We start from the raw sequence: 24,849 nt of genomic DNA on the forward strand, positions 1-24,849 counted from the left end.
GAGGCGTCATCGGACGCTGCTCGGGGTCAGCTGGTGTGGGTCGGCCGCCTCGCCCCGCCGGCGGGCGCCGAGGTGTTCGTCGAGGACCATCGCGCTGCTGATCAGGGAAAGGTGGCTGAAGGCCTGCGGGAAGTTGCCGGTCTGGTCCCCGTTCGGTGCGATCTCCTCGGAGTAGAGGCCGAGGTGGGTGCTGTAGGTGAGCATCTTCTCGAAGGTGAGCCGGGCCTCGTCGAGCCGTCCGGACCGGGCGAGGGCCTGGACGTACCAGAAGGTGCACATGGTGAAGGTGCTCTCGCTGCCGGGCAGGCCGTCGGGCGACGCTTCCGGGTCGTAGCGGTAGACGAGGCTGTCGGAGACGAGTTCCTCGTCCATGGCCCGCAGCGTCGACTGCCACAGCGGGTCGGTCGGCGTCACGAATCCGACGGCCGGCATCACGAGCAGGGAGGCGTCCAGCACGTCCGTCCCGCAGTGCTGCACAAACGCGCGGCGCCCGGGATGGAAGCCCTGGTTCATGATCTGGTGGTAGATCCGGTCGCGGACGCTCATCCATCGACTGATGTCACCCGGCCGCCCGCGCCGCTGCGCGACGCGGACCGCCCGGTCGAGGGCGACCCAGGACATCAGCCGGCCGTAGGTGAAGTCCCGCCGGCCGCCGCGGGTCTCCCAGATCCCGTCCTCGGGCTGGTCCCAGTTGTCGCAGAGCCAGTCCATCAGCTTCACCGTGTTCAACCACCCCTGGTGGAAGGGGGTCAGCCCGTGGCTGTCGGCGAGTTCGAGCGCGTTGAGCATCTCACCGTAGATGTCGAGTTGGAGCTGGCCCGCCGCGCCGTTGCCGATCCGTACGGGCGCGGATCCGCGGTAGCCCTCCAGGTGGTCGAGCGTCTCCTCGGCCAGCTCGGGTGAGCCGTCGATCCGGTACATGATCTGCAACGGCACGCCGCTCTCGCCGGCCTGCTGGACCCGGTCGTTCACCCAGTGCAGGTACCGCTCGGCCTCCTCGGTGAAGCCGAGGCCGAGCAGCGCGTGCACCGAGAACGACGCGTCGCGGAGCCAGGTGTAGCGGTAGTCCCAGTTGCGCGGGCCGCCGATCTTCTCCGGGAGCCCGGCGGTGGGGGCGGCGATCAGCGCCCCGGTCGGTGCGTAGGTCATCAGTTTCAGCGTGATCGCTGAGCGTTCGACCATCTCCCGCCACCGCCCGGTGTATCGGGAGCGCTCGAGCCAGCTCCGCCAGAACTCCTCGGTCTCGACCAGCAGGTCCTGCACCTCGGCCGGGGCGTACGCGCGCGGCGGCTCGGGTAAGCCCGTTTCCAGGACCACGCCCCCGGCCTCGCCCTCGCGCATGGTGGCCACCACGCAGACGCCCTCTTCGCTCCGCCGGTACTCGTAGGTCTCGGTGAGGCGTTCGGCGTACCGGACCACGTTCAAGGTGAGGGAGTGCGCCGGGGTGCGGAAGGTCGTGCCGTCCGGGTGCACCTCCAGCTCGTGCGGGTCCCGGCCGTAGTTGAAGCGGGGGCGGCAGTCGACCCGGAACCGCATGCTGCCCCGCACCACCCGCAGGATCCGGACCAGTCGGTGCCGGTCGGTCGCCTGGTCGCCCGCGACCGGCATGAAGTCCACCAGCTCGCCCACGCCGTCCGCGCTGAGGAAGCGGGTGATCAGGATCGGCGTGCCGGGCAGGTAGAGCTGTTTGCTCACATAGTCGACGCCGTCGGGCGAGACCTGGAAGTGGCCGCCCTTACGGCGGTCGAGCAGACCGGCGAAGAGACTGGGCGAATCGAAGCGGGGTGCGCAGAACCAGTCGATCGTGCCGTCCCGGGTCACCAACGCCGCGGTCTGCAGGTCACCGATCAGGCCATGGTTCTCCACCGCAGGATATGCGTCCATCGGTCCTCCCCCGCTCATCCCGGCCGCGGCACGACTACCCCTGGCATGGCCCGACACACCCGGGGTGCCCCTGCCGGGCGAGCCGCTTCAGCCGGATCCGGCCCGACAGCCGGCCACCCGCACATACCATTCGCGTGTGCCTGAGTCGATTGACCGATTTTTCGACCGCCTGCCGTCGCTGGCCCCCGCGATCCTTCGCGGGCCGACGAACGGGATCATGCGGATCGATCTGGACGTCGGTCACCGGACCGAGCACTGGCTGGTGGCCATGGGTCCGGGAACGGCCGCGGTGTCCCGGGGCAACGCGGAGGCCGACGCGGTGTGGCAGAGCGACATGGACCTGTTCGCCGACCTGGTGGCCGGACGCTCCCAGGGCATCGCGGCGGTGCTCCGCAACGACGCGACGATCAGCGGGGAACTCTCCCTCTTCCTGGCCTTCCGGCGCTTCTTCCCCGAACCCGCCGGCTCCCAGGACCCGCGCGGGGTGGGCCGCCAGGCGGTCCACACCGGAGGCGGTCGCCCGTGAAGCAGCTGATCAGCATCCTGGACGGGAACACGTTCGTCGTCTCGGACCGCTGCGGGGACATCGAGGAGTCCTTCAACTACCCGATGGGGCTCTTCTCGTTCGACACCCGGTTCATCTCCACCTGGATCCTCACCCTCGACGGCGCACGCCTGCATCCGCTCTCCGTCGACGAGGAGAGCTCCTACGCCACCACGTACTTTCTCGTGCCGGGTGAACCCACCCATTACCTGGACGCGAAGATCTCCGTCCAGCGACACCGGGCGATCGACGGCAGTTTCGAGGAGACCCTCATCGTGTTCAACCACAACACGGAGGCGGTCGAGGTCACCCTCCGGGTGGAGATCGGCGCCGACTTCGCGGACCTCTTCGAGATCAAGAATGCGCAGCGGAAACTCGGCCGAGCGACGGTCGACATCGAGGACGGCAACCTGCGCTTCAGCTACCGACGGCAGAAGTTCCACCGGGAGGTGTTGATCAGATCCTCCACCGAAGCGCAGGTGGACGAGCGGGGCATGTCGTTCCGGGTCCGGCTCGAACCGCACGCGGAATGGCAGACCCGGCTACGGGCCACCGCCCGAATCATCGCCGCCAACGGCCGGGACTTCCGGGAGACCCTGCCGCTGGGCCCCGACCGGCCGGTGCCGGAGATCCGCGACGAGCGCCGCCAGTTCCTGGCCTCGGCTCCGCTGCTGCGTTGCGACAGCGAGGCACTGTCCCAGGCCTACCAGACGAGCCTCCGGGATCTCGCCGCGCTCCGGTACGAGTCGATCACCCTTGGCGCCCGGCTGGTGGCCGCCGGCCTGCCGTGGTTCATGACCCTGTTCGGCCGGGACAGCATCTTCACCTGCCTGCAGGCCCCTGCCCTTCATGCCGGCGGTGGTCAAGCCGACGATCGTCATGCTCGCCGGACTGCAGGGCAGCCGCCTGGACGACTTCCGCGACGAGGAGCCCGGCAAGATCCTGCACGAGTTGCGCTACGGCGAACTCGCCGGGTTCGAGGAGCAGCCCCACTCCCCCTACTACGGCTCCGCCGACTCCACGCCGCTCTTCGTCATCCTCCTCGACGAGTACGAACGCTGGACCGGCGACGTCGAACTCGTCCGCCGGCTGGAGCACCCGGTCCGCGCGGCACTCGACTGGCTCGACACCTACGGCAACATGCTCGGCACCGGATACGTCTACTACAAGACCCGCAACCCGCGAACCGGGCTGCTCAACCAGTGCTGGAAGGACTCACCCGACGCCATCTCCTATCACGACGGGCGCCTGCCCGGCTATCCGATCGCCACCTGTGAGCTGCAGGGCTACGCGTACGACGCGAAGATCCGCGCGGCCCGGCTCGCCCGGGAGATCTGGCACGATCCCGGGTACGCCGACCGGCTGGAACGCGAGGCGAGCGAGCTGAAGCAGCGCTTCAACCGCGACTTCTGGCTGGCCGAACGCGACTGCTACGCCATCGGCCTGGACCGGAACGGCAAGCACATCGACTCGCTGTCGTCCAACATCGGGCACCTGCTGTGGAGCGGCATCGTCGACGAGGCGCGCGCGCCGGCCGTCGTGCGGCACCTGCTGGGGCCGGCCCTCTTCTCCGGCTGGGGCGTACGGACCCTGGCCACCACCGAAGGCCGGTACAACCCCATCGGCTACCACGTCGGCACGGTCTGGCCCTTCGACAACTCGATCATCGCCTGGGGTCTGGCCCGCTACGGATTCCGGAAAGAGGCGGGCCGGATCGCGACCGGGATCCTCGCCGCCGCCCACTGCTTCAACGGCCGCCTGCCGGAGGCGTTCGCCGGCTTCCCCCGTACCCAGACCAACTATCCCGTCGAGTACCCCACCGCGTGCAGTCCCCAGGCCTGGTCGGCCGGCACCCCCCTGCTGCTGCTGAGAGTCCTGCTCGGCCTGCGACCGCACGACGAGCACCTGATCATCGACCCCGACGTGCCCGACGGGATGGGCCGCATCGAACTCCTCGACATCCCCGGCCGCTGGGGCACCATCGATGCCCTCGGCCGCAGCCGGGACCGGATCGGGCTGCAACAGAGCATGACCCGCTATGCCGAACCGTGAGCGCGCCGCCGGGTCGGCGGATCGGTGTCGCGGCCAACGGGTTCGCCCCATGCACCGCGGGTGTGGCGCCGATGACGGACCTGGTCGAGGCTTCTGCCCTCGGCCGATTTCGTTGATCTGAGCGCCCCGCGTCGTGTCGGGTGGGCACCATGCCGCCCGAAACAGCGCCCCTCCGCTTTCCCCGCTCCTCGCCGTACTGGCCAGTGGTCAGCCACCCCCTGCTGCGCCGGGTCCTGCCCGGCCTGGCGGTGTCCGCGCTCGGCGACGGCATGGCGCTGGTCGCCGTGACCTGGCTGGCCCTACAGCTCGCACCCGCGGGCCAGCGCGGCACCTGGACGGCGATCGCGGTAGCGGCGTACCTCCTGCCCAGCGCCGCCGGCTCGATGATCTTCGGCCGGCTTCTGGCCGGCCTGAACGGCGCCCAGCTCGCCAGCTGGGACGCCCGCCTACGGGCCGTCGCGCTCGCGGCGATCCCCGCCGCCCACCGTGCCGGAATCCTCAGCATCGGCCTGTACGTGGCCCTGCTCGCCGCGGACTCGCTGCTGCGCTCGTGGGGTACCGCCGGGCGCTTCACCTTGATCGCCGAATTGCTGCCCCGACGACACCACCTGCCGGCCAACGCGGTGCTCGGCATCCTCGGCAACGCCGCCACCATCATCGGTCCCCCGCTGGCAGGCGTCCTGATCAGCTTTGCCGGACCGGTGTGGGTCATCGCGATCGACGCGGCGACGTTCGCCGTCCTGGCGCTCACCTACCGTCTCGCCATCCCCACCCTGAAGACGCGAACGGATCCGACCGAGCCCACCGCCTCCCGCACGGCCGGCTTCGAGATCATCCGCCGCAACCGGTCCCTGCTCGGCCTGCTGGTGCTGACCTTCGGGTTCTTCCTGCTCTTCGGCCCGTTCTACGTGGCCATGCCCGTCCTCGTCACCGAGGACCTGCGCGCGTCCGCCACGACCCTCGGGCTCTACTACACGGCGTTCGGCGCGGGCTCCCTCCTCGGCGGCCTCGCCACCGGCTACCTGCACCGCTGGCCGCTCTGGCCGACCACCATCGGCATCGTGGTCGGGTTCGGCGTCGCCATGCTGCCGCTCGGCCTGGGTACGCCCGTCGGCCTGTCGCTGCCGGCCTTCGCCCTGGCCGGCCTCATCTGGGCGCCGTACCCGTCCACGTCGATGGCGCTGTTCCAACGCAGCGCCACCACCACGGAACTGCCCCGCGCCCTGGCCGCCAACGGCGCTGTCACCGTGCTGGCGGTGCCCCTGGGCACCCTGCTCGGCGGCCCGCTGACGGCCGGCCTGGGTGCCCGCCGGACGCTGCTGGTGTGCGCCGCGGCGACCATCGCCCTCGGCGTGGTCGCCGCCGGGCTGACCCGCCTGCCGGGCCGGACCGCCCCCGACCGCGGAGGAGCACCCGACGGGCCGCGGGAGCGGGCGGCCGCCGGATCCTGAGGCGGTCCGGCGCCGGGGCGGACGCGCTCGCCGCCTACCACGCTGGTTGCAGCTCGCCGTCGCCCTACCGCCATGGTTTGCGCCCGTACCTCAAACCACGAGCCGACGTGCTCCCGGCCCCGGCGCCGCTAGCGTCGCTGATGCCGCATCGGACCCTGGCCGGCTGGTGCACCGCATCGACCGCCGGCATCTTGACGGCGATGCGTGGCTTCCCGGGGAGGGCGTAGTGGCGAGTGTTCGCCTGGATGCTCACGGCTGTGGTGTCCAGTGGTCCAGACGGTCCCTGCTCATGGTCGGCGGGCTCGCGCTGGCCGGCTGTGGTTCGCCGAGCCGGCCGACGATCAGGGAGTCGAGCGAGCCGGTCAGCGGCGAGCCGACCACCCGGTCCCTGCAGCAGCTGCTGAACCGACGAGCCGAGGCGCTGAAGAAGGGCGACGAGCGGGCCTTCCTCGCCGATCTGGACGAGTCCAACGACGAGCTGATCCAGCAGCAGCGGATGGTCTTCGCCAACCTGCGCAAGCTCAAGATATCCACGTTCCACTACATCACCGAACGGGCCCGGCCGGCACCGCCGGCGGGCGGGGCGTACCGGTTCGGCCCGGTGCACGAGGTGCTGCAACTGAACGCCGATGCGGGCCCGGGCGGAGTGTCACCGGCCGCCACGTTCCGCATCACCGTCGTCAGGCGAAACGCCAAGCTGGTGATCACGGAGATGCTCGGTATCACCCAGGGCAACCGCAAGGAACTGGGCATCGACGGACTGCCGGCGGACGCACCGTGGTACCAGATGCCGCTGAAGGTGCAGCACGCCGGCAACGTCTGCCTGATCAGCGACACGAAGGTCGCCGACCTGGACAGGTACGCCGCGGTCGCGCAGGACGAGGCGCGGTACGTGGAGGAGCTGTGGGGCGACCGCACCCGGTTCCCCGGGCACGTCCTCTTCTTCACCCGGGACGAGGCCACCTTCGCGAAGTGGTTCGGTCTCGGCAGCTCCGGCAACTTCCAGCCCACCATCGAAGGCTTCGAGATCCCGCAGTTCGGGGTGCGCAAGAACGGCGAGATCTACACCGGGCAGTACGCGGGCGCCCGGGTGGTGGTCAACCTCAAGCGGATCGAGTCGTTCGACGACAGTCCACGTCGGGTCATGCGCCACGAGCTGACCCACGCGGTGTCGGCGCGCGCCACCACGATCGGCCCCGCCGAGTGGTTGCTGGGTGCCCCGAGGTGGGCGCTGGAGGGATTCGCCCGCTGGGCCGAGGGCACGGGCGCCGCGAGCCGCCAGTACGCAGCCGGCCGGTTCAAGGGCAAACTGCCGAGCTCGACCAGCTTCTACGGCAGCAGCATGGCCTACAACTACGCGGTGAGCTCGACGGTGTTCTCCTGCGTGGAGCGACTCAAGGGGCGGGCCGCGGCAGTGGAGTTCTACGAGGCCGTCATCCAGTACAACGACATGACGGGCGAGCCGCTGGTGGAGACGCCGGTCTTCAACGCCATCTGCAAGCGGGTGCTGGGCATGTCGACTGACGGCTTCAAGCAGCGCTGGGCCACCTACGTCCGCACTGGAGCATAGCCATGACGGACGTACCCTCGGGGCCTTTGCCTTCTCCGCATCCTGCCGCCGTGCCGTCGCCCCCTGGGCCACCGCGCGTTCCCGCACCGCCCGGCACGCCGGCACCAAGGTCCGGGCCGCCACCCGACGGCCGGGACGGGCCGACCGCGGCCGGGCGCAGGCTGACCTGGCGGCGGCTGATGGTCTTCGGCGTCGCGGTAGCCCTGGTCGCGCTCCTCGGCGGCGGCGCCGGCGGTTACGCGCTGGTCCACAACGCCAGGAAGAACAGCGACCGGGCCAACTGCGGAGGCGCCCAGTGCATCCCCGGGCTGAAGGGGGCAGCGCTCCTCGCGGTCCTGACGAAGCAGGGCTTCGCGTGCGCGGACGGTGACTCGGGCCCGGGCTGCACACTGCGCGCCGGCGAGACCGAGTACGAGCTGCACCTCGACATCAGAGCGGAACTGATCCAGGGGTACTCGGTCACCGTCACCTCGCCGGACGGACGCGAGGTGAGCGAGACGAAGCGCACCTTCCTCGTCTGGTTCGCCGCGCTGCCGTTCTCCGACGATCCGGCTCTGGTCAGCGAGATCGAGCAGTGGCTCGTTCCGCGACTGACCGGTGGCGAGAACGTGACCGCCGAGATCGGCGGATATCGGTACGACCTTCAGGCCGAGCGGACGAGGTCGCTCCGGCTGTATGTCAAGGCGGAGTATTCATGACCGACAACCAGCCCGTCATCGGCCAGCGCTCACCCGACGGCAGGTCCTGGTGGGACGGCACCGGCTGGCGCACCCTCGCGCCGGCGGGACCGGCGGCCGCACCACCGCCGGTCCCGCCATCACCGGTCCCGGGTCCACCAGCGGTCCCGCCACCGCCGGTCACGGGTCCCCCGCCGCTCCCGCCACCGCCGGTCACGGGTCCGCCGCCGGTCCCGCCAGCGCGGCAACCGCTTCCCGGCATGCCACCGCCACCGGCGGCCCTGCCGAAGCCGGGGCCACGGCGACCACCGATCGCCGTGGCGGTCCTCCTGATGGCGGTCGCACTCGGCTGCGGCGGCCTCGTCGGCGGCGGCGGTGGCGCGCTCACCGCTGCCGGAAGCGTCCAACCGGACGGACCGAGCACCCCGCCCGTCCTGCCGAGCCAGTTCCCCGACGGGAGCGACCGGTACCTGCCCGCGGTAAAGGTCTCGGACATCGCCGACACGTGGCTGAAGAAGGCCAACAAATGGGCGTGCGAGGACCAGAACGAGTCCGGGGAGCACACGATCAGCGGGGCGGATCACACCCTGGAGTGCACCCCCACCGACGATCTCAAGTACGACGTGTTGGTGCGGATCGAGCACGACGGCGAGGACCAGGTCCGGTACGTGAACGCGAGCTGCTCGTTCAAGCCGGGCTCGCGGATGTGTCACACCCTCTTCGCCACCCTGGCCGACGTGCTCTTCCTGAACCGGCCCGAGCTGCGCAAGGAGGCCAAGGTCTGGGGTGACAAGCACGCGGACTCGGACGAGACGACCACCATCGGCGGCATCCGGATGAGCGCCAACCTGAGCCCGCACGAGCTCACCTGCGTCGCCGACGCCTGACCGGGGCGAGGTGGCCGGGTCTCAGTGGCTGCGGTGTTCCGCCCACATCTCCCGGGTCAGGCCGCAGCAGTGCGACAACCGGTGTCGACCATGACCAGAGGGCGTCCGCCATGTCCAGCGGACGCCCTCGTGAAGGGTGGAGCCGAGGGGACTCGAACCCCTGACCCCCACACTGCCAGTGTGGTGCGCTACCAGCTGCGCCACGGCCCCTTGCAGTCGTCCCCGGTCGCCCGGGCACGGGAAGAACTATACACACGACCGCCGGCATGGTCATATCGCGGGGGTGCCCGCGCGGTTCAGTTCAGCGCCACGTCCGGGGGGAAGTGGGCGACCGCCGCCATCATGCCGCCCTGGCGCCGCAGCACCATCGGCCACAGGTCGTCCGGCCGGTCGACGAAGGCGTCCCCGGGCAGGGCGTCCAGCACGAACCAGGACCCCTCCTCGATCTCCCGCTCCACCTGGCCGGCGCCCCAGCCGGAGTAGCCGGCGAAGACCCGGATGCCGCCGACCGCGTCGCGCAGCCGCTCCGGATCGACCGACAGGTCGATGGTGCCGACCGCGCCGGAGACCCGGTGGAAACCCTTCACCGGCTTGATCGGGTGGCGCATCCGGGCGAGGCAGATGGCCGAGTCGGGCTGCACCGGGCCGCCCTCGAAGAGCACGGCCGGATACCGGGCCAGGTCGCTCCAGTCGCCCAGGACGTCGGCCACCGGGACCTCGGTGGCCCGGTTCAGCACCACGCCGAGCGCGCCACCGGGCTCGTGGGCGACCAGCAGCACGACGGTACGGTCGAAGTTCGGGTCCTTCAGTGTGGGAGTCGCGACGAGCAGCCGCCCGGTCATCGACTCCATGGCTCGGCCACCGATCGCCTGTTCCTCACCCTGCATGTCCCGACACCCGTCAGCCGTACGCCCGAGCGGCACACCCGACCTCGTCGACCATCCGCGCTGTCAACGCCATGCCACGCACCATAGCCTGCGCCCCGCCCGCTGGCTAAGGTCTGACCGGCGGGTGATCGTGACAGGATCGAGGGAGGGCGGCATGGCGCCAACGGCCGAGCTGGCGGTGATCGGCGGGTCGGGTCTGTACGCCCTGCTCGACGGCGCTTCCGAGCACGAGGTGGAGACGCCGTACGGCGCACCGTCGGATGTCATCACGATCGCCGAGGTGGGTGGTCGCCGGGTGGCGTTCCTGCCCCGGCACGGCCGCGATCACCGCTATCCGCCGCACCTGATCCCCTACCGGGCGAACCTGTGGGCGCTGCGCTCCCTCGGCGTACGCCAGGTGCTCGCGCCGTGCGCGGTGGGTGGGCTCCGGCCCGAGCTGGGGCCGGGCACGTTCGTGGTGCCGGACCAGCTGATCGACCGGACCAGCGGCCGGGCGCAGACCTACTACGACCGGGGCGCGGTGCACGTCTCGTTCGGGGACCCGTACTGCCCGGTGGGCCGCCGGACGCTGCTGGACGCGGCGGCCGGGCACGGGGTGGCGGCGGTGGACGGCGGGACGGTGGTGGTGGTCGAGGGGCCGCGCTTCTCCACCCGGGCCGAGTCCCGCTGGTTCGCCTCGATCGGCGGCACGGTGGTCAACATGACCGGCCACCCGGAGGCGGTGCTGGCCCGCGAGCTGGCCCTCTGCTACACGTCGATCGCCCTGGTCACCGACCTGGACGCGGGCGTCGAGGCCGGTGGTTCGGTGACCCAGGAGGAGGTGTTCCGGGTCTTCGCCGAGAACACCGACCGGCTGCGCGGGGTGCTGCTGGACGCGGTCGCCGCGCTGCCGGCCGAGCGGGACTGCCCGTGCGGGCACGCGCTGGACGGGATCAAACTGCCGATCCCACTGCCCTGAGCGCCGGGAAGCGCCCGAAAAGCCGCCGAGCGCCCGATAGATTCGGCTGGTCGGGGCACTGATCATCGGCCGTCTCCGGCACCGGGCGGGGACGGGAGGCAGCCGGCGATGGCAACGGTCCGCGACACCACCTACGACCTGCTGCGTGACCTGGGACTGCAGACGGTCTTCGGCAATCCCGGCTCCACCGAGGAGCCCTTCCTGCAGGACTTCCCGGCGGACTTCCGCTACGTGCACGCCTTGCAGGAGGCGTCGGCGGTGGCCATGGCCGACGGCTACGCGCAGGCCACCGGCCGGCCGGCGCACGTCAACCTGCACACCGCCCCGGGCACCGGCAACGGCATGGGCAACCTGGTCACCGCCTGGCACAACCGGACGCCGCTGATCGTCACCGCCGGCCAGCAGACCCGGGAGATGCTGCTGATCGAGCCCCGGCTGGCCAACCTGCGGGCGACCGAGCTGACCCAGCCGTACGTCAAGTGGGCCCACGAGCCGGCCCGCGCGCAGGACATCCCGGCGGCCTTCCTGCGGGCGTACGCGACCGCGGTGCAGCCCCCGGCCGGACCGGTCTTCCTGTCCCTGCCGATGGACGACTGGGCCCGGCCCGCCGATCCGCCCCCGCAGCCGCGTACGGTGGCCACCCGGGTGGCCCCGGACCCGGACCGGCTGCGCGACTTCGCCGCCGTGCTGGCCGGCAGCCGCGCCCCGGCGCTGGTGCTCGGCGCGGCGGTGGACCGGGCCGACGCGTGGCCGGCGGCGGTGGCGCTGGCCGAGCGGCTGGCCGCCCCGGTCTGGGCGGCCCCGGCGCCGGAGCGGGCCGTCTTCCCGGAGGACCACCCGCACTTCCGGGGCGTGCTGCCGTACGCGATCGGGCCGCTCGCCGAGGCGCTGCGCGGCCACGACACGGTGCTGGTGGTGGGCGCCCCGGTGTTCCGCTACTACCCGCACGTGCCCGGTGACTACCTGCCCGGCGACGCCCGGCTGCTGCACGTCACCGACGATCCGGACGAGGCGGCCCGCGCCCCGGTCGGGGAGAGCCTGCTGAGCGACGCCGGGCTGGCCCTGGCGGCGCTGGGGGACCTGCTGCCGCCGGCGGACCGGGCGGCACCGGCGGCCCGGTCGGCGCCACCGCCGCCAGAGGTGACCGACCCGCCAAGCGCCGACGCGCTCTTCGCGGCGCTGGCCGCGCAGTGGCCGGCGGACGGTGTGCTGGTGCAGGAGTCACCGTCCAACCTGGCCGCGCTGCGCCGCCGGCTGCGGGTGAGCCGGCCCCGGTCGTACTTCACGATGGCCAGCGGCGGCCTCGGGTTCGGGCTGCCGGCGGCGGTGGGCATCGCGCTGGCCGAGCGGGACAGCGGGCGGAACCGCCCGGTGGTGGCGGTGATCGGCGACGGCTCGTTCCACTACTCGGTGCAGGCGCTCTGGACCGCCGCGCAGCTGCGCCTGCCGCTGCCCGTGCTGGTCCCGGTCAACCAGCAGTACGCCATCCTGAAGGCGTTCGCCGAGCTGAAGCACGCCCCGGGGGTGCCGGCGCTGGACCTGCCGGGACTCGACGTGACCGCCATCGCCCGCGGCTACGGCTGCGCGAGCCGGGTGCTGGAGTCACCGGAGGCGCTCGGCCCGGCGCTGCGGGCCGCGCTGGCCGCCGACCGGCCCACGGTGCTGCCGGCGCCGATCAGCACCGACGTGCCGCGGATCATCTAGGCCCGCTCGCGGTGAGCGGGGTGCCACTCGCCACGTCCAGCACCGCCCGGCCGCCGAGCGGGGCCTTCAGCGTGACGCTCACCGGCTTCATCACCAGTTGCATGGTGCACGGGCCGGTGGGCGGGGTGACTCCGGCCCCGACCACCACCACGTCGTCGCGTTCCAGCACCAGCGGGGTGATCCCGGTGTCGCAGGCGCCCACCCCGACCCGGTAGTCGAGCCGGGTCCCGTCCGCGGTGTCCAGGCTCTGCGCGGTCACCAGGCCGTCGGCGAGCGGACGCCCGGGGTCGACAGCCGCCGGTACGGCGCCGATCGCCGGCTTCGCGACGGCGAGCCGGGCGACCGGCGTCCGCAGGCCCTCCACGGTGAACAGCCAGGCCGGCACGGTCGCCTGCCCCCGGCTGGTGCGGACCGACGCGCTGCCCAGCTTCACCCCGGTGACCGTCAACGGCACGCACGGGTGGTCCGCGGTGCTGGAGACCGGCCCGTCCGGCCCGGGTTCGACGGTGGGGCCACCGCCGGGCTTCGGCACGCCGCCGTCCGGCGGGGGCGCCGCCGGCCGCCCGGCGCAGGGCGGTGGGTCGCCCTTGTCCAGCTGGGCGTACGCCTCGGCGGCGCTGATCAGCGGCACCCGGAGGGTGCCGTCGGGGAAGCGGATGGTGCCGGCGGCCGGGGTGGCGGTCGGCAACTCGATCTGCTCCCGGAACCAGCCGTTGCCGAACGCCAGCTTGGCGTCGGCGGTGAAGCCCGGATCGCCGGTCAGCACGGTGCCCTCCTCCAGCGGCACGTAGCCGCTGCGCCACGCCTGGCCGGGACGCCAGGCGTCGGCCACCTCGCCGGCCCGCTGGTAGAAGGCCGCCCACCGCTGGTCGGGGGTGGTGGTCGGCGGCGCGGACGCCGGCGCGGCCGGTCCGGAGCCGGGCGCGGCCGGTCCGGAACCGGGCGCGGCGCAGCCGGCGAGGACCAGGATCGGCAGCCCCAACAGGGCGATCGAGCGACGCATGCCCGGTTGGACGCGGGCCGCGCCCGCCCGGTTCCGGCTCAGTCCTCCCCGCCCAGATCGGCCTGGTACGCCTCCCAGAGCAGGTCGGCGCCGCGCTGCCGGTGCCGGCGCAGCGCCCGGAGCAGCTCACCGACCCGCGCGCGCAGTTCCTCGGCGGGCACCTCGGGCAGCGCGGCGGCGTGGTGCAGCGCGGCGAGCGCCGTCACGATGAAGGCGTGCTCGCGGGTCAACCGGCGTACGCCCCGGGTGAGCCGCGGGGCTTCGCAGAGCACCTCGGCGTAGAGCCCGGTCGGGCCCTCGGTGAGCCGGACGTGCTCGGCGAAGCCCTGCCGGACCGGGTCGAGGTGCTGGATCAGGCGCTCCCGCCAGTGCGACTCGCCTCCCGGCCCGTCGAGCGCCCGGACGAGGGCGGGCACGGCGCCGGGCAGGGTGGGCCAGGGCAGGGACGCGGCGGGCGGTCGGGCCACCGCGGCGACGGTGGACGGCTGCGGGATCGGACCGGTGACCATGGCGCCTCCCGTCCGACGACTCCGGCTCGGACGCGTCTGCCGCCACGCCGCAGACCCAGGGCCGTCAGCTGCTTCGCTATCGCGTACAGCGATGGTGGACCCGGCCGGGATGGCTGTCCAGGCCCGTCGACCGCCTCATCTGCCCCACCGGCCCCTTCCGTCCCAGGCGTCCCTACCGCCCCAGCGGGTCGGCCGCCATGGTGCGCAACTGCCCGGCGAGGGCGTGCGCGTCCGCGTCCCGGCCGCCGGTCGGCCGGCCCGCGGTGATCGCGTCGGCGAGCGCGCGCAGCTCGTACGGGGGCAGCGCGGTCAACCCCACGCCCTGCAGCGGGACGGTGATCCGCTGGCCGCTGTCCGGATCGCGGGCGACCAGGGTGGGCACCCGCACCGCGGCCTCGTCGCCGACCGGGTGCCGGAGCACGCCACCGCCCCGCACCTCAGCGATGGCCAGGTCGACGGTCCGGGTGCCCAGCGCGCCGCGGACCGAGGCCCGGGTCCCGTCCAGCCAGGCGGCGGTGCGCAGCACCCGCAGGAGCAGGTAGAGCCCGAGCAGGACGATCGGCAGACCGCAGAGCCCGACGAACCGGGCCGGCCCGAGGGCCGACGTGGTGGATCCGTCGTGCAGTTCCGGCGGGAGCAGACCCGGGGGCAGGTCCCGCGCCTCGTCGTACGACGGGAAGGGGTCGCCGGTGCCGGTGAGCCGGGACAGCATCCGGTCGGCGAGGAGCGGCAGCAGCACGAAGACCGCCCCGAAGGCGGTGAAGAGGACGCCCACGACCGCGGCGAACACCCGCTGGCCGGGTGACGCGCCGACGGAGAGCCGGATCTTCTCGTTCGTCACACGCCGCAGCGTAGAGCGCGCCGGCGACGGCACGGAAGGTGGAGACGACTGTGCGCCCCGGTCCGGGTGGACCGGGGCGCACAGGTCAGGTGGTGGAGGTGCCGGGAATCGAACCCGGGTCCTTCGCCGCCTTGTCAGGGCTTCTCCGAGCGCAGCTCGCTGTGCCTCTACTCGGCCCCTCCGATCACGCGAGCGAGTCGGTGTGACGGGCCCAGTCGCTGATTGATCTCGCCGCACGGACCCCGCGACCGGGTCCGATTGGCCAGCCTCCTAGCTGATGCCGGCTATCTGGGTCGAAGGCGATCCCAGGCCGACAGACTCACTACTCGCCTCAGGCGGCGAGAGCGAAGTCAGCGCGATTGTTCTTGGCGCTTATTGGTTTCCGACGACCGATTCACGAGACGACGTCGGCTTCCTCGGCTCGCTTCCCCTGCCGCAACGTACGAAGTCGAAACCAGTCACCCCCTCGACAGGCCGTCCAACTGGCGGCTCCGACAAGCGTAACGCCTACCGCAACGGGTTTCATCCCGCACCCCGGCCGGCACGCCGAACCGGACAGAACGGACAGGTTAGTCGTCCATCCCCTTGCCGCGCCGGCCCGCCACCCGGGCGATCTCCCGGTCGGCGTCCCGCTTGGCGAGGTCCTGCCGCTTGTCGTACGTCTTCTTACCCCGGGCCAGGCCGATCTCCACCTTCGCCCAGCCGTCGGAGAAGTAGACCTGCAACGGCACCATGGTGAGACCGCTCTCCCGGGTCTTGCCGATCAGCCGGTCGATCTCCAGGCGCTTGAGCAGCAGCTTCCGGGTCCGCCGGGGCTCGTGGTTGGTCCAGGTGCCCTGGGTGTACTCCGGGATGTGCATGCCGTGCAGGTAGAGCTCGCCGTTGCGCTCCTGGGCGAACGCGTCGACCAGCGACGCCCGCCCGGCCCGCAGCGACTTGACCTCCGTGCCGGTCAGCGCCATGCCCGCCTCGTACGTGTCGAGGATGGCGTAGTCGTGGCGGGCCTTCTTGTTGGAGGCGACCACCTTGCGGCCCTTCTCGCGTGGCACCGGCGCCACCCCCTTCCGAACGGTCCCCGACCACCGGTCGCGGAGCGGAGATCATGCTACCCCGTACACAAGGGCCCTCCCGCGCCGTTTATTCCGGCGCGGGAGGGCCCTTGGAGAGCCGTACCGCGGAACCTAGACCCGCAGGTAGAAGCGGAGCGTGACCCAGGCGGTGATCGCGCTGACCAGGCCACCGACCGCGGCCATCAGCGGGAAGGTCAGCATGATCTCCGACCACGAGATGGGGGTGATCAGGCCCTCCAGGGCGGCCAGCGATCCGCCGCCGGCGACCAGTTTCACCCCGATCAGGGCCACCAGGCCGAGGATCGAGCCGAACAGACCGGCGACCACCGCCTCCAGCACGAACGGCGCCTGGATGAACCAGTTGGAGGCGCCGACCAGCTTCATGACCGCGACCTCGCGCCGCTTGCTGTAGGCGGCCACCTGGATGGTGTTGGCGACCAGCAGCAACGCGGCGATCGCCATCACGATCGCGATGGCCAGCGCGAAGTTCTGGATCCCGGTGAGCACCCCGAACACCTTGTCGAGCAGCTTGCTCTGGTCGACGATCTCGTCGACGCCCTCGCTGTCCTTGTACTGGTCGTAGATGTTCTTGTACTGCTCCGGGTTCTTCAGCTTGAGCCGGAACGACTCGGGCAGCTGGTCCGGCTTGACGGCGTTGACCAGGTCGGGCGCGTCGGCGTACATCTGCTTGAAGCGGCTGTACGCCTCGGCCTTGTCGACGTAGGTGACCTCCTTGACCAGCGGGTCACCCTTCAGCTTCGCGTCGAGGTCGGTGCGCTGCTGCTCGTTGACGTCGGTCTTGAGGAAGATCGATACCTCGACCTGCTCGTAGTAGAGGTCCTTCATGTCGCCGACCTTCTGGTAGAGAAGGCCGCTGCCGCCCAGCATGAACAGCGACACCGCCATCGTGATGATCATCGCGATGGTCATGGTCACGTTGCGCCACAGTCCGACCAGTACCTCGGACAGGACGTACTTCATCCGCATCGGGAATTCCTCCGGCTCTCCGGCGTGAGGTGTTCGTCGTCAGGATCTACGGATCGTCGGCCGGGCCGGCTCAGCCGTAGACGCCGCGGGCCTGGTCGCGCACGATGCGGCCGCTCTCGATCTCGACGACCCGGCGGCGCATCTGGTTCACGATGTTGGAGTCGTGCGTGACCATCACGACGGTTGTGCCAGTGCGGTTGATCCGGTCCAGCAGGCGCATGATCTCGATCGACGTGTCCGGGTCCAGGTTTCCGGTGGGCTCGTCCGCCAGCAGGATCAGCGGCCGGTTCACGAACGCCCGGGCCACCGCCACGCGCTGCTGCTCGCCACCGGAGAGCTCGTGGGGGTAGCGGTGCTCCTTACCCCCGAGCCCGACCAGCTCCAGAACCTCGGGCACGACCCGGCGGGCGACCGCCTTGGTCTTGCCGATCACCTCCAGCGCGAACGCCACGTTCTCGTAGGCGGTGCGGTTCGGCAGGAGACGGAAGTCCTGGAAGACGCAGCCGATGGAACGCCGGAAAGCGGGTCGCTTCCAGGAACGCATCGACGTGACGTCCTTGCCGTTCACGAGGATCCGCCCCTTGTTGGGGGTGACCTCGTGGAGCAGCATTTTGATGATCGTGGACTTGCCGGAGCCGGATGGGCCGATGAAGAAGACGAACTCGCCCTTCTCGATCGAGACGGACACGTTGTCGAGCGAAGGCCGGGACGCCTTCGGGTACGTCTTCGTCACTTGCTCAAGCTGAATCACGGGTCGAGAGTCTACGCGGTGTAACGGATGAGCCAAGCCCCCCGTCCCGTCCTTACCGGCCGCGTCGTCGATTCATCCTGTTACCTGGAGATCGACGACGCGCTCCGTCGAAGGCCGATCACGCACCGTCAGCGATGAGCTGCTGCTGCTTCCGCCAGCGGATACCCGCCTCGATGAAGCTGTCCAGTTCGCCGTCGAAGACCGCGGACGGATTGCCCGTCTCCTGCTCGGTCCGCAGATCCTTCACCATCTGATACGGGTGCAGGACGTACGAGCGCATCTGGTCGCCCCACGAGCCGGCCGCGTCGGTCTTCAGGCCCTGGAGCTTGGCCTGCTCCTCCTGCCGCTTGCGCTCCAGCAGCCGGGCCTGCAGCACCCGCAGCGCGGAGGCCTTGTTCTGCAGCTGGGACTTCTCGTTCTGGCAGGTGACCACGATGCCGGTCGGGATGTGGGTGATCCGGACCGCCGAGTCGGTGGTGTTCACGCTCTGCCCGCCCGGCCCCGACGAGCGGTAGACGTCGATCCGCATCTCGTTCTCGGGGATCTCGATGTGGTCGGTCTGCTCGACGACCGGCAGCACCTCGACGCCCGCGAAGCTGGTCTGCCGACGGCCCTGGTTGTCGAAGGGACTGATCCGGACCAGCCGGTGGGTGCCGGACTCCACGCTGAGCGTGCCGTACGCGTAGGGCACCTTGACCGTGAAGGTGGCCGACTTCAGGCCCGCCTCCTCGGCGTACGAGGTCTCGTAGACCTCGGTCGGGTAGCCGTGCCGCTCAGCCCAGCGCAGGTACATCCGCAGCAGCATCTCGGCGAAGTCCGCGGCGTCCACCCCGCCGGCCCCGGCCCGGATGGCGACCAGCGCCTCCCGGGAGTCGTACTCGCCGGAGAGCAGGGTGCGGACCTCCATCTCCTGGATGGCCTTGGTCAACCCGGCGATCTCCGACTCCACCTCGGCGAGCGTGCCCGGGTCCGACTCGGCCTGGGCCAGCTCCAGCAGCACCCCGGCGTCGTCGAGACGGGAACGCAGGCTGCCCAGCTTGCTGATCTCACCGTTGACGTACGACAGCTGCGAGGTCACCTGCTGCGCCTTGGCCTGGTCGTCCCACAGGTCCGGCGCGGACGCCTCCTGCTCCAGGCGGTCCTTCTGCTCGTGCAGCTTGTCGAGGTCGAGCACCGCCTCGATGTTGCGCAGGGTGGCGTCGAGTTCCTTGAGCTGTTCGGCGTAATCGGCAGCGGTCACGACTGACAAGCGTACTGCGCGTGCGAGGAGTGAGCTTGCGAGCCCCGCAGTCACGCGCGAAAAGTCGGCACTGCCTCGGCGGCCCGGCCCGGCGCAGGTGGTCAGCCGACCGGGGCGCTCTTGAGCCAGGACAGCGCCGCCTTGTGGTAGGCGACGGCGAACTCCAGCGCGCTGGCGTCGTAGTCGTCGCCTTCCTTCTTGGCGTTCTTGACCTGCTCGCGCACCGCGGCCAGCGCCTCGGTGTGGTACTCGTTCGCCGAGGCGTACAGGTTCTTGAGCTGGCTCGCCGAGTGCAGGTTGCCGAAGGCGATCCGTAGCGCGATCGGGTTGCGGATGGTGTCCCGGCCCGGGTTCTCCGCCAGCCAGCGGGAGAATGTCCGTTTTCCGGCCGCAGTGATCGCGTACGGCTGGCTCAACCGCGGCCCGGGCTTGCCGAGCCGCACCAGACCCTTCTCGGCCAGCACCGGAAGCTCCCGGTAGACCTGGCTGCGGGTCATCGACCAGTACGGCGCCAGCCGGCGCTCAGCGGCGGCCATGAGTTGGCCGCCTGTCATCGGGCCGTCGTGCAGCAGGCCCAGCAGGGCCGCCGCCGTCGGGTTGACTCCGGATTCCGCCATGCCCTCTAAGCTGCCACTTTGTCGGACCTGGCGTCCAGGATTTGCCGTTTTAGCCCCCCGTCGGCTGGTCCGATGTGCACTGTCGGCCGACGACAGTCCGCCGCGGACGTCCACACCATCCCCCGGCCGGCCGGTACGGCCGGACCCTCGGTGGGGCCCGGCCGGTGGCGCGGCCTCAATGGGCCCGGCCGGTGGGGCGGGCCCCCAGCGGGTCCGGCCGGTGGGGCGGGGCCCCTGGGTGGGGCCCCGCCGCACGGGTCAGCCCATGTGCGGGTAGGTGTGGTCGGTCGGCGGGACGAAGGTCTCCTTGATCGTCCGCGGCGACATCCACCGGACCAGGTTGTGCCAGGAGCCGGCCTTGTCGTTGGTGCCGCTGGCCCGGGCGCCGCCGAACGGCTGCTGCCCGACCACCGCACCGGTCGGCTTGTCGTTGATGTAGAAGTTGCCGGCCGCGTACCGCATCTTCTCCGCCACCTGGTCGATCACCCGGCGGTCGGTCGCGAAGATCGACCCGGTCAGCGCGTACGGGGCGATCGACTCCGCCTGGGTCACCACCTCGTCGAAGCGGGCGTCGTCGAAGACGTGCACGCCGAGGATCGGGCCGAAGTACTCGGTGGTGAAGGTCTCGTGCGCCAGGTCGGAGCACTCGAAGAGGGTCGGCCGGACGAAGTAGCCGACCGAGTCGTCGGCGGTGCCACCGGCCAGGATCCGGCAGGTGTCGTCCCCGCTGATCAACTCCAACGCGGCGGTGTGCCGGCCGAACGCCTTGTCGTCGATGACCGCGCCGCCGAAGTTGCTGAAGTCGGTGACGTCGCCGTAGGTCAGCGAGTCGGCGGCGGCGGCGAGCCGGTCCCGCAGCCCGCCCTCCCAGATCGACCGGGGGACGTACGCCCGCGACGCGGCCGAGCACTTCTGCCCCTGGTACTCGTAGGCGCCCCGGATCAGCGCGGTGTGCAGGGCGTCCACGTCGGCGCTGGAGTGCGCGACCACGAAGTCCTTGCCACCGGTCTCGCCGACCAGCCGGGGGTAACCCCGGTAGCGGGCGATGTTCTCGCCGACCGTCCGCCACAGGTGCTGGAAAACCTTGGTCGAGCCGGTGAAGTGGATGCCGGCCAGGTCGGGGTCGGCCAGCACCACGTCGGAGACCTCCTCGCCGCGCCCGGTGACCATGTTGATCACGCCGGGCGGCAGGCCGGCCGCCTCGAAGAGCCGCATGGTGAAGTGCGCGGCGAACTGCTGGGTCGGGCCCGGCTTCCAGACCACGGTGTTGCCGAGCAGGGCCGGCGCGGACGGCAGGTTGCCGGCGATCGCGGTGAAGTTGAACGGGGTGACCGCGTAGACGAAGCCCTCCAGCGGGCGATGGTCGAACCGGTTCCACACCCCGGGCGAGGAGAGCGGCTGCGCGGCCAGGAGCTCGCGGGCGAAATGCACGTTGAACCGCAGGAAGTCGATGAACTCGCAGGCCGAGTCGATCTCCGCCTGCACCACCGTCTTGGACTGGCCCAGCATGGTGGCCGCGTTCAAGGTGTCCCGCCACGGGCCGGCGAGCAGGTCGGCGGCGCGCAGGAAGATCGCGGCCCGCTCCTCGAACGGCAGCGCCCGCCACATCGGCGCGGCGTCCTTGGCGGCCTTCACCGCGGCGCGGGCGTCGTCGTGGGTGGCGTGCCCGGTGACGCCCAGCACGTGCGCGTGCTTGTGCGGCTGGACCACGTTGATCGGGTCGCCGCCGGCCATCCGCTGCTCGCCGGCGATGGTCATCGGCAGGTCGATCCGCTCGGCGGCCAGCTCGGTCAGCCGCCGCTGGAGCCGCTCCCGCTCGGCGCTGCCGGGCTGGTAGGTGTGGACCGGCTCGTTGCGCGGCTCGGGTACGGAGAACACGGCGTCCATCAGAGGCTCCTGTGCGATCTCGACGGCGGTGGCGAAATCGGACCCGCGGGCACCGGCCGGACGGCCGGCGTGCCGGACACCGCGCGGCGGACCGGTCGCGGCGGCGGGACCTCGGCCAATTCTTCCATGCGGCGCCGCCCCGCACCCCGCTGGTGCCGTCTCCCGCCGCGACACCGGACGCCGCGCGACACAACGGACCGTAGGCAAAGACCAGGCGGATCCGACGAACCGTCAGCACCAGGCCGGTCCACACCTGTGATCCGTCACCCGCTCGCCGGGGCGGTGCGACCCGGTCCCGGCGGTGCCGGGGCACCGCACGGCCGCGCCGGACAGGTCCGGGGCGACGCGTACCCTGGATGGCCGGTGACCCGCCCGGCCCCGCGAGGCGATCCGGGGTCCGTCGAAGGGGAGACGATGAGCAAGCAGCCCGGCAGCTCCACGGCCGCGGAACCGGACCAGCCCGAGCTTGCCCCGGTCGAGGCGGCGGAGCAGCCCGAGGCCGCCCCGGTCGAGGCCCCGCAGCAGCCCGCGGCCGCCGCCGACGGGCGCACCCCCGTCGCCCCCGGCGCCCTGGTGCTGGCGCTGGTGGTGGTGGGCTGGCTGGCCGCGATGCTCTGGTCCACCCGGGCCGCGATCAGCTCGGCCGCCGCCGGGGTCACCGCGATCAGCCTTTCCGCGTACGCGCTGCCCGGCGTGATCACCGCCGCGCTGGTCGCCGGCGCCGCGGTCGCCCTGGCCGTGGCGAACCGGTTCGAGCGGGCCACCGTGCGCTTCCTCGCCGCCGTCGGCACCGGCCTGCTGGTCGGGCTCGCCGCCGCCGTGGCGATCAACCTGACGTACGCCGACAACGCGACCACCAACACCATCGCCGGCACCACCGCGGCGGCGGCCATCATCGGCGGTGCCCTGGCCGGCGCGCGCAACGCTCCCGTGGTCGGCGGGCTGGCCGCCGCCACGCTCGCCGCGCAGCTGTTCGTGGTGCTGTTCAGCCGGGCCCGCGACCCGCTCTCCGACCTGTTCGGCGCCGGGGAGAGCCAGCAGTCGATGCTCGACGCCGCCAAGTGGGTGTCCCGGACGGAGTCGCTGCTCGCCGGGCTGGTCGCCGGGCTGGTCGCCTTCGGCTACCTCACCTGGGCCCGCCGGCGCGCCGCCCGCCGGGACGGGGCCGTCGGGCAGCCGCGCTGGCCGGCGTACCTGCTCGCCGGGGCCGGGCCGGGCCTGCTCCTGCTGCTCACCGAGGTGATCATCCGGATCGGCGGACGCGGCCTGCTGGACCTGGCCGCCGCGCTCAGCGAGGCCGACGAGGTGGCACAGACCGCGCTCGGCACCTCCCGCGTCGACAACGGCATCTGGGTGCTCTTCGTCGGGGCGCTCACCGCGCTCATCGCGTTCGGCCGCACCCTCGGGCCGCGCCCGGTCCTGGACGACGAGGAGGAGCCGGCCGGCTGACCGGCGACGCGACGGTCAGGAGGCCTCGCGCAGCAGCAGGTCCAACTCGGTCACGTCGTACCACTCCAGCTCGTGGTCCTCGGCGCCGTCGACGGTGAACTGGGCGTCCGGGTCACCGGCCTGCGCCTCGGCGATCACCTCGGCGGCGGCCGCCACGTCGTCGACCGCCTCGGCCCCGTCCACGTGGATCGCGGCCACCCGCTTCACCGGCACCGCCCCGCTCAACCCGACCAGGCTGGCGCCCAACTCGCCGCCGGCCCGGCCGACCGCCCGCGCCGGCAGGTCCGCCGACACGACCACCCGCCGCCGGGGCGCCGCCGGGTCGGCCCGGAGCAGCAGCAGCGCGTCCTGGGCGGCCCGGGTGAAGGCGACGTACTCCAACTCCTCCTCGTCGCCCTCGGCGTACCACTCGCGCAGCTCCGGGGTGACCGCGTGCGCCTCGGCCGCCGGCAGGCCCTCCTCGCGCAGCCGCGCCAGCATGGGGACGGTGGCCGGCACGTACACCCGGACAAGCTCGTCGGTCACCGCTATCTCCCAGGCTCAGGCACCGGCCGGCGGACGCCGGCCCCGGGCGCCGATCATGCCGTACGCCGTGACCGTCATACACCTCGCACCGGCCCCGGAGAAGTCTGCCGCCGGTGTGTCCGATCCCGGATCGACGTCGCGGCGGCTGGGGCACGGGCACGCCTGATGGCAAACTGAGGCAAACGAAACGAAGTACGGGAGTCGCCGTGGAGCCGAGGTTCCTGCTGCTGTCCGACGTCGCCGCCGAGCTGAACGTGTCGGACTCGCAGGTCTACCACATGGTACGCAGCGGCGAGCTGCCCGCCATCAAGATCGGCGGACGCGGGCAGTGGCGGGTGGAGCGCGCCCAACTGGAGGAGTACATCTCGCGCAAGTACGCCGAGACCGCCGAGTGGGTACGCGGCAACCCGCTCACCGAGCGCGACGCCGAGTAACCACGCGCCCCCGCAGCGGCATTGACGATCGGTGTTGTACTGCCGGAGAATGAGAGCCTGTCGGAGGCAAACGAAGGCAAACGCAAGGAACAGGGGTCACGAGGAATGGTCGACACCCGCCGCCCGCCGGCACCGCGTCCCCCGGTCCGCCTCCGCCCCGCGCCACCGATCGACCCGCCGCTGGTCGACGACGACGTGCCGTGGGGCGACGTCGACCAGCTCACCCTCGACCTGTTCGACTCCCGCCGCCGCGACCCGGGACGACCCACCGGCCGCCCGGCCGAGGTCCGGCCGGCGCCCACCGGCCCGGGGCGGCATCCGGCCGGACCGCCCGCCCCGCTGGCCACCGCGACGCCGGAAGCCACCCGGGCGGCATACCGGTTCGTCCGCACCTTCCTGGAGATCGTCAACGGCTACCGCCCACCGGGGCAGCTCCGGCCGCTCTGCCTGCCCGACGCGGCGACCCGGGTGGCCGCCGAGCTGACCCGGGCGGCCCGCCGGGTGACCCCGGTACGCCGTCGCACCGGCCGACCCGTCCTCCAGCTCCGCCGGCTGCGAGCCTGCGAGCCGCGCTCCGGTGCCGTCGAGGCGGCCGCCGTACTCGCCGGGGCCCACGGCACGAGCTGGGCGATCGCCCTGCGCCTGGAACATCGACGAGGCGCCTGGCTCTGCACCGTCCTCGACGTCCTCTAACACCCCCACCACCGGCCCCAGCTCCGGCCCGCTCCGGCTCCCCGTCCGCTTCGGCCCGCTCCCGGCCCTGGACCGGCTCCTCCAGCCCGCTCCGGCCCCCGGCCCCCGGCTCCCGGCTCCGGACCCGGTTCGGCTCCGACCTCGACCCCGGCCCCCAGCTCGGCTCCGACCTCGACCCCGGCCCCCGGCTCGGCGACCTCGACCCCGGCCCCGGGCTCGGCTCCGGCCT

General features: G+C 72.0%; 22 protein-coding genes, 1 tRNA gene, 1 other RNA gene and 1 pseudogene. 11 read left to right on the plus strand and 14 right to left on the minus strand.

What is annotated here, in order from left to right; all coding sequences use genetic code 11:
• Positions 1-6: 6 nt before the first annotated feature.
• The gene (locus tag AB0I11_RS08490) at positions 7-1,884 is read right to left on the minus strand and encodes a glycoside hydrolase family 15 protein (protein WP_357315455.1); all 1,878 of its coding nucleotides are present in this window, start codon (positions 1,882-1,884) and stop codon (positions 7-9) included.
• A gap of 136 nt (positions 1,885-2,020) precedes the next feature.
• On the opposite strand from AB0I11_RS08490, the gene AB0I11_RS08495 reads away from it, so the two are divergent.
• The 6 genes and pseudogenes from AB0I11_RS08495 (at position 2,021) to AB0I11_RS08520 (ending at position 9,065) form a co-directional block, all read left to right on the plus strand.
• Positions 2,021-2,410, plus strand: a complete 390-nt coding sequence (locus tag AB0I11_RS08495) for a hypothetical protein (protein WP_357315458.1) — start codon at positions 2,021-2,023, stop codon at positions 2,408-2,410.
• Positions 2,407-4,480, plus strand: a pseudogene (locus AB0I11_RS08500) (glycogen debranching N-terminal domain-containing protein). Before AB0I11_RS08495 ends, AB0I11_RS08500 begins: the two are co-directional and overlap by 4 nt.
• A 149-nt stretch (positions 4,481-4,629) precedes the next feature.
• Positions 4,630-5,931: an MFS transporter gene (locus AB0I11_RS08505; protein WP_357315461.1), complete on the plus strand. Its 1,302-nt coding sequence runs from the start codon at positions 4,630-4,632 to the stop codon at positions 5,929-5,931.
• Between the two features lie 289 nt (positions 5,932-6,220).
• Complete coding sequence (locus AB0I11_RS08510) at positions 6,221-7,501, plus strand: hypothetical protein (RefSeq protein ID WP_357315464.1); 1,281 nt, start codon at positions 6,221-6,223, stop codon at positions 7,499-7,501.
• Positions 7,502-7,551: 50 nt separating this feature from the next.
• The gene (locus tag AB0I11_RS08515; protein WP_357315466.1) at positions 7,552-8,199 is read left to right on the plus strand and encodes a hypothetical protein; all 648 of its coding nucleotides are present in this window, start codon (positions 7,552-7,554) and stop codon (positions 8,197-8,199) included.
• A 311-nt stretch (positions 8,200-8,510) separates the two neighbouring features.
• Positions 8,511-9,065 carry a hypothetical protein gene (locus AB0I11_RS08520; protein WP_357315469.1) on the plus strand — a complete coding sequence of 185 codons (555 nt, stop codon included), beginning with the start codon at positions 8,511-8,513 and terminating at the stop codon, positions 9,063-9,065.
• A gap of 137 nt (positions 9,066-9,202) precedes the next feature.
• Here the strand turns inward: AB0I11_RS08520 and AB0I11_RS08525 are convergent.
• A tRNA-Ala gene (locus tag AB0I11_RS08525) sits at positions 9,203-9,275 on the minus strand.
• An 86-nt stretch (positions 9,276-9,361) separates the two neighbouring features.
• Positions 9,362-9,952, minus strand: coding sequence for a YqgE/AlgH family protein (locus AB0I11_RS08530; protein ID WP_046569097.1), 591 nt, complete (start codon positions 9,950-9,952; stop codon positions 9,362-9,364).
• A 154-nt stretch (positions 9,953-10,106) separates the two neighbouring features.
• Here AB0I11_RS08530 and AB0I11_RS08535 point away from each other — a divergent pair, with 154 nt between their 5' ends.
• Both AB0I11_RS08535 and mdlC read left to right on the plus strand, forming a co-directional pair.
• Positions 10,107-10,910, plus strand: a complete 804-nt coding sequence (locus AB0I11_RS08535) for an S-methyl-5'-thioadenosine phosphorylase (RefSeq protein WP_357315473.1) — start codon at positions 10,107-10,109, stop codon at positions 10,908-10,910.
• A gap of 108 nt (positions 10,911-11,018) precedes the next feature.
• Positions 11,019-12,614, plus strand: coding sequence for a benzoylformate decarboxylase (gene mdlC / locus AB0I11_RS08540; RefSeq protein WP_357315476.1), 1,596 nt, complete (start codon positions 11,019-11,021; stop codon positions 12,612-12,614).
• Here the strand turns inward: mdlC and AB0I11_RS08545 are convergent.
• The 10 genes from AB0I11_RS08545 to pruA form a co-directional block, all read right to left on the minus strand.
• The gene (locus AB0I11_RS08545; protein ID WP_357315480.1) at positions 12,607-13,617 is read right to left on the minus strand and encodes a hypothetical protein; all 1,011 of its coding nucleotides are present in this window, start codon (positions 13,615-13,617) and stop codon (positions 12,607-12,609) included. The two genes, mdlC and AB0I11_RS08545, sit on opposite strands and share 8 nt — an antisense overlap.
• A gap of 38 nt (positions 13,618-13,655) precedes the next feature.
• Positions 13,656-14,126, minus strand: a complete 471-nt coding sequence (locus AB0I11_RS08550) for a hemerythrin domain-containing protein (RefSeq protein WP_357315483.1) — start codon at positions 14,124-14,126, stop codon at positions 13,656-13,658.
• A gap of 172 nt (positions 14,127-14,298) precedes the next feature.
• The gene (locus AB0I11_RS08555) at positions 14,299-14,967 is read right to left on the minus strand and encodes a hypothetical protein (protein WP_357315485.1); all 669 of its coding nucleotides are present in this window, start codon (positions 14,965-14,967) and stop codon (positions 14,299-14,301) included.
• 90 nt (positions 14,968-15,057) lie between these two features.
• Positions 15,058-15,433, minus strand: a transfer-messenger RNA (tmRNA) gene (gene ssrA / locus AB0I11_RS08560).
• A 103-nt stretch (positions 15,434-15,536) separates the two neighbouring features.
• Positions 15,537-16,016 (minus strand): SsrA-binding protein SmpB, encoded by a 480-nt coding sequence (gene smpB / locus AB0I11_RS08565; protein WP_357315488.1) that lies wholly within the window; start codon positions 16,014-16,016, stop codon positions 15,537-15,539.
• A 132-nt stretch (positions 16,017-16,148) separates the two neighbouring features.
• A complete protein-coding gene (gene ftsX / locus AB0I11_RS08570; protein WP_357315492.1) occupies positions 16,149-17,024 on the minus strand; it encodes a permease-like cell division protein FtsX in 876 nt (291 codons plus the stop codon).
• A gap of 70 nt (positions 17,025-17,094) precedes the next feature.
• The gene (gene ftsE, locus AB0I11_RS08575) at positions 17,095-17,775 is read right to left on the minus strand and encodes a cell division ATP-binding protein FtsE (protein WP_357315495.1); all 681 of its coding nucleotides are present in this window, start codon (positions 17,773-17,775) and stop codon (positions 17,095-17,097) included.
• A gap of 118 nt (positions 17,776-17,893) precedes the next feature.
• Positions 17,894-19,015, minus strand: a complete 1,122-nt coding sequence (gene prfB / locus AB0I11_RS08580) for a peptide chain release factor 2 (protein ID WP_357315498.1) — start codon at positions 19,013-19,015, stop codon at positions 17,894-17,896.
• Positions 19,016-19,116: 101 nt separating this feature from the next.
• The gene (locus tag AB0I11_RS08585) at positions 19,117-19,632 is read right to left on the minus strand and encodes a PadR family transcriptional regulator (RefSeq protein WP_357315502.1); all 516 of its coding nucleotides are present in this window, start codon (positions 19,630-19,632) and stop codon (positions 19,117-19,119) included.
• 258 nt (positions 19,633-19,890) lie between these two features.
• Positions 19,891-21,519, minus strand: coding sequence for an L-glutamate gamma-semialdehyde dehydrogenase (gene pruA, locus AB0I11_RS08590; RefSeq protein WP_357315504.1), 1,629 nt, complete (start codon positions 21,517-21,519; stop codon positions 19,891-19,893).
• Positions 21,520-21,933: 414 nt separating this feature from the next.
• Between pruA and AB0I11_RS08595 the strand changes: the two genes are divergently transcribed.
• Positions 21,934-22,968, plus strand: a complete 1,035-nt coding sequence (locus AB0I11_RS08595; protein WP_357315507.1) for a hypothetical protein — start codon at positions 21,934-21,936, stop codon at positions 22,966-22,968.
• 15 nt (positions 22,969-22,983) lie between these two features.
• On the opposite strand, the gene AB0I11_RS08600 is transcribed toward AB0I11_RS08595, so the two are convergent.
• A complete protein-coding gene (locus AB0I11_RS08600) occupies positions 22,984-23,493 on the minus strand; it encodes a hypothetical protein (protein ID WP_357315510.1) in 510 nt (169 codons plus the stop codon).
• A 206-nt stretch (positions 23,494-23,699) separates the two neighbouring features.
• On the opposite strand from AB0I11_RS08600, the gene AB0I11_RS08605 reads away from it, so the two are divergent.
• A complete protein-coding gene (locus tag AB0I11_RS08605; RefSeq protein WP_357315513.1) occupies positions 23,700-23,927 on the plus strand; it encodes a helix-turn-helix domain-containing protein in 228 nt (75 codons plus the stop codon).
• Between the two features lie 105 nt (positions 23,928-24,032).
• Positions 24,033-24,620, plus strand: coding sequence for an Rv3235 family protein (locus tag AB0I11_RS08610; protein WP_357315516.1), 588 nt, complete (start codon positions 24,033-24,035; stop codon positions 24,618-24,620).
• Positions 24,621-24,849: the final 229 nt, after the last annotated feature.

The organism is Micromonospora sp. NPDC050495 (assembly GCF_040655175.1).
GTDB lineage: Bacteria > Actinomycetota > Actinomycetes > Mycobacteriales > Micromonosporaceae > Micromonospora.

Coding starts and splice junctions, on each gene's coding strand:
- AB0I11_RS08490 (WP_357315455.1), bottom strand. CDS start 1,884: ATGGACGCATATCCTGCGGTGGAGAACCATGGCCTGATCGGTGACCTG.
- AB0I11_RS08505 (WP_357315461.1), top strand. CDS start 4,630: ATGCCGCCCGAAACAGCGCCCCTCCGCTTTCCCCGCTCCTCGCCGTAC.
- AB0I11_RS08510 (WP_357315464.1), top strand. CDS start 6,221: ATGGTCGGCGGGCTCGCGCTGGCCGGCTGTGGTTCGCCGAGCCGGCCG.
- AB0I11_RS08520 (WP_357315469.1), top strand. CDS start 8,511: ATGGCGGTCGCACTCGGCTGCGGCGGCCTCGTCGGCGGCGGCGGTGGC.
- AB0I11_RS08530 (WP_046569097.1), bottom strand. CDS start 9,952: ATGCAGGGTGAGGAACAGGCGATCGGTGGCCGAGCCATGGAGTCGATG.
- AB0I11_RS08535 (WP_357315473.1), top strand. CDS start 10,107: ATGGCGCCAACGGCCGAGCTGGCGGTGATCGGCGGGTCGGGTCTGTAC.
- mdlC (WP_357315476.1), top strand. CDS start 11,019: ATGGCAACGGTCCGCGACACCACCTACGACCTGCTGCGTGACCTGGGA.
- AB0I11_RS08545 (WP_357315480.1), bottom strand. CDS start 13,617: ATGCGTCGCTCGATCGCCCTGTTGGGGCTGCCGATCCTGGTCCTCGCC.
- AB0I11_RS08550 (WP_357315483.1), bottom strand. CDS start 14,126: ATGGTCACCGGTCCGATCCCGCAGCCGTCCACCGTCGCCGCGGTGGCC.
- ftsX (WP_357315492.1), bottom strand. CDS start 17,024: ATGCGGATGAAGTACGTCCTGTCCGAGGTACTGGTCGGACTGTGGCGC.
- AB0I11_RS08585 (WP_357315502.1), bottom strand. CDS start 19,632: ATGGCGGAATCCGGAGTCAACCCGACGGCGGCGGCCCTGCTGGGCCTG.
- pruA (WP_357315504.1), bottom strand. CDS start 21,519: ATGGACGCCGTGTTCTCCGTACCCGAGCCGCGCAACGAGCCGGTCCAC.
- AB0I11_RS08595 (WP_357315507.1), top strand. CDS start 21,934: ATGAGCAAGCAGCCCGGCAGCTCCACGGCCGCGGAACCGGACCAGCCC.
- AB0I11_RS08610 (WP_357315516.1), top strand. CDS start 24,033: ATGGTCGACACCCGCCGCCCGCCGGCACCGCGTCCCCCGGTCCGCCTC.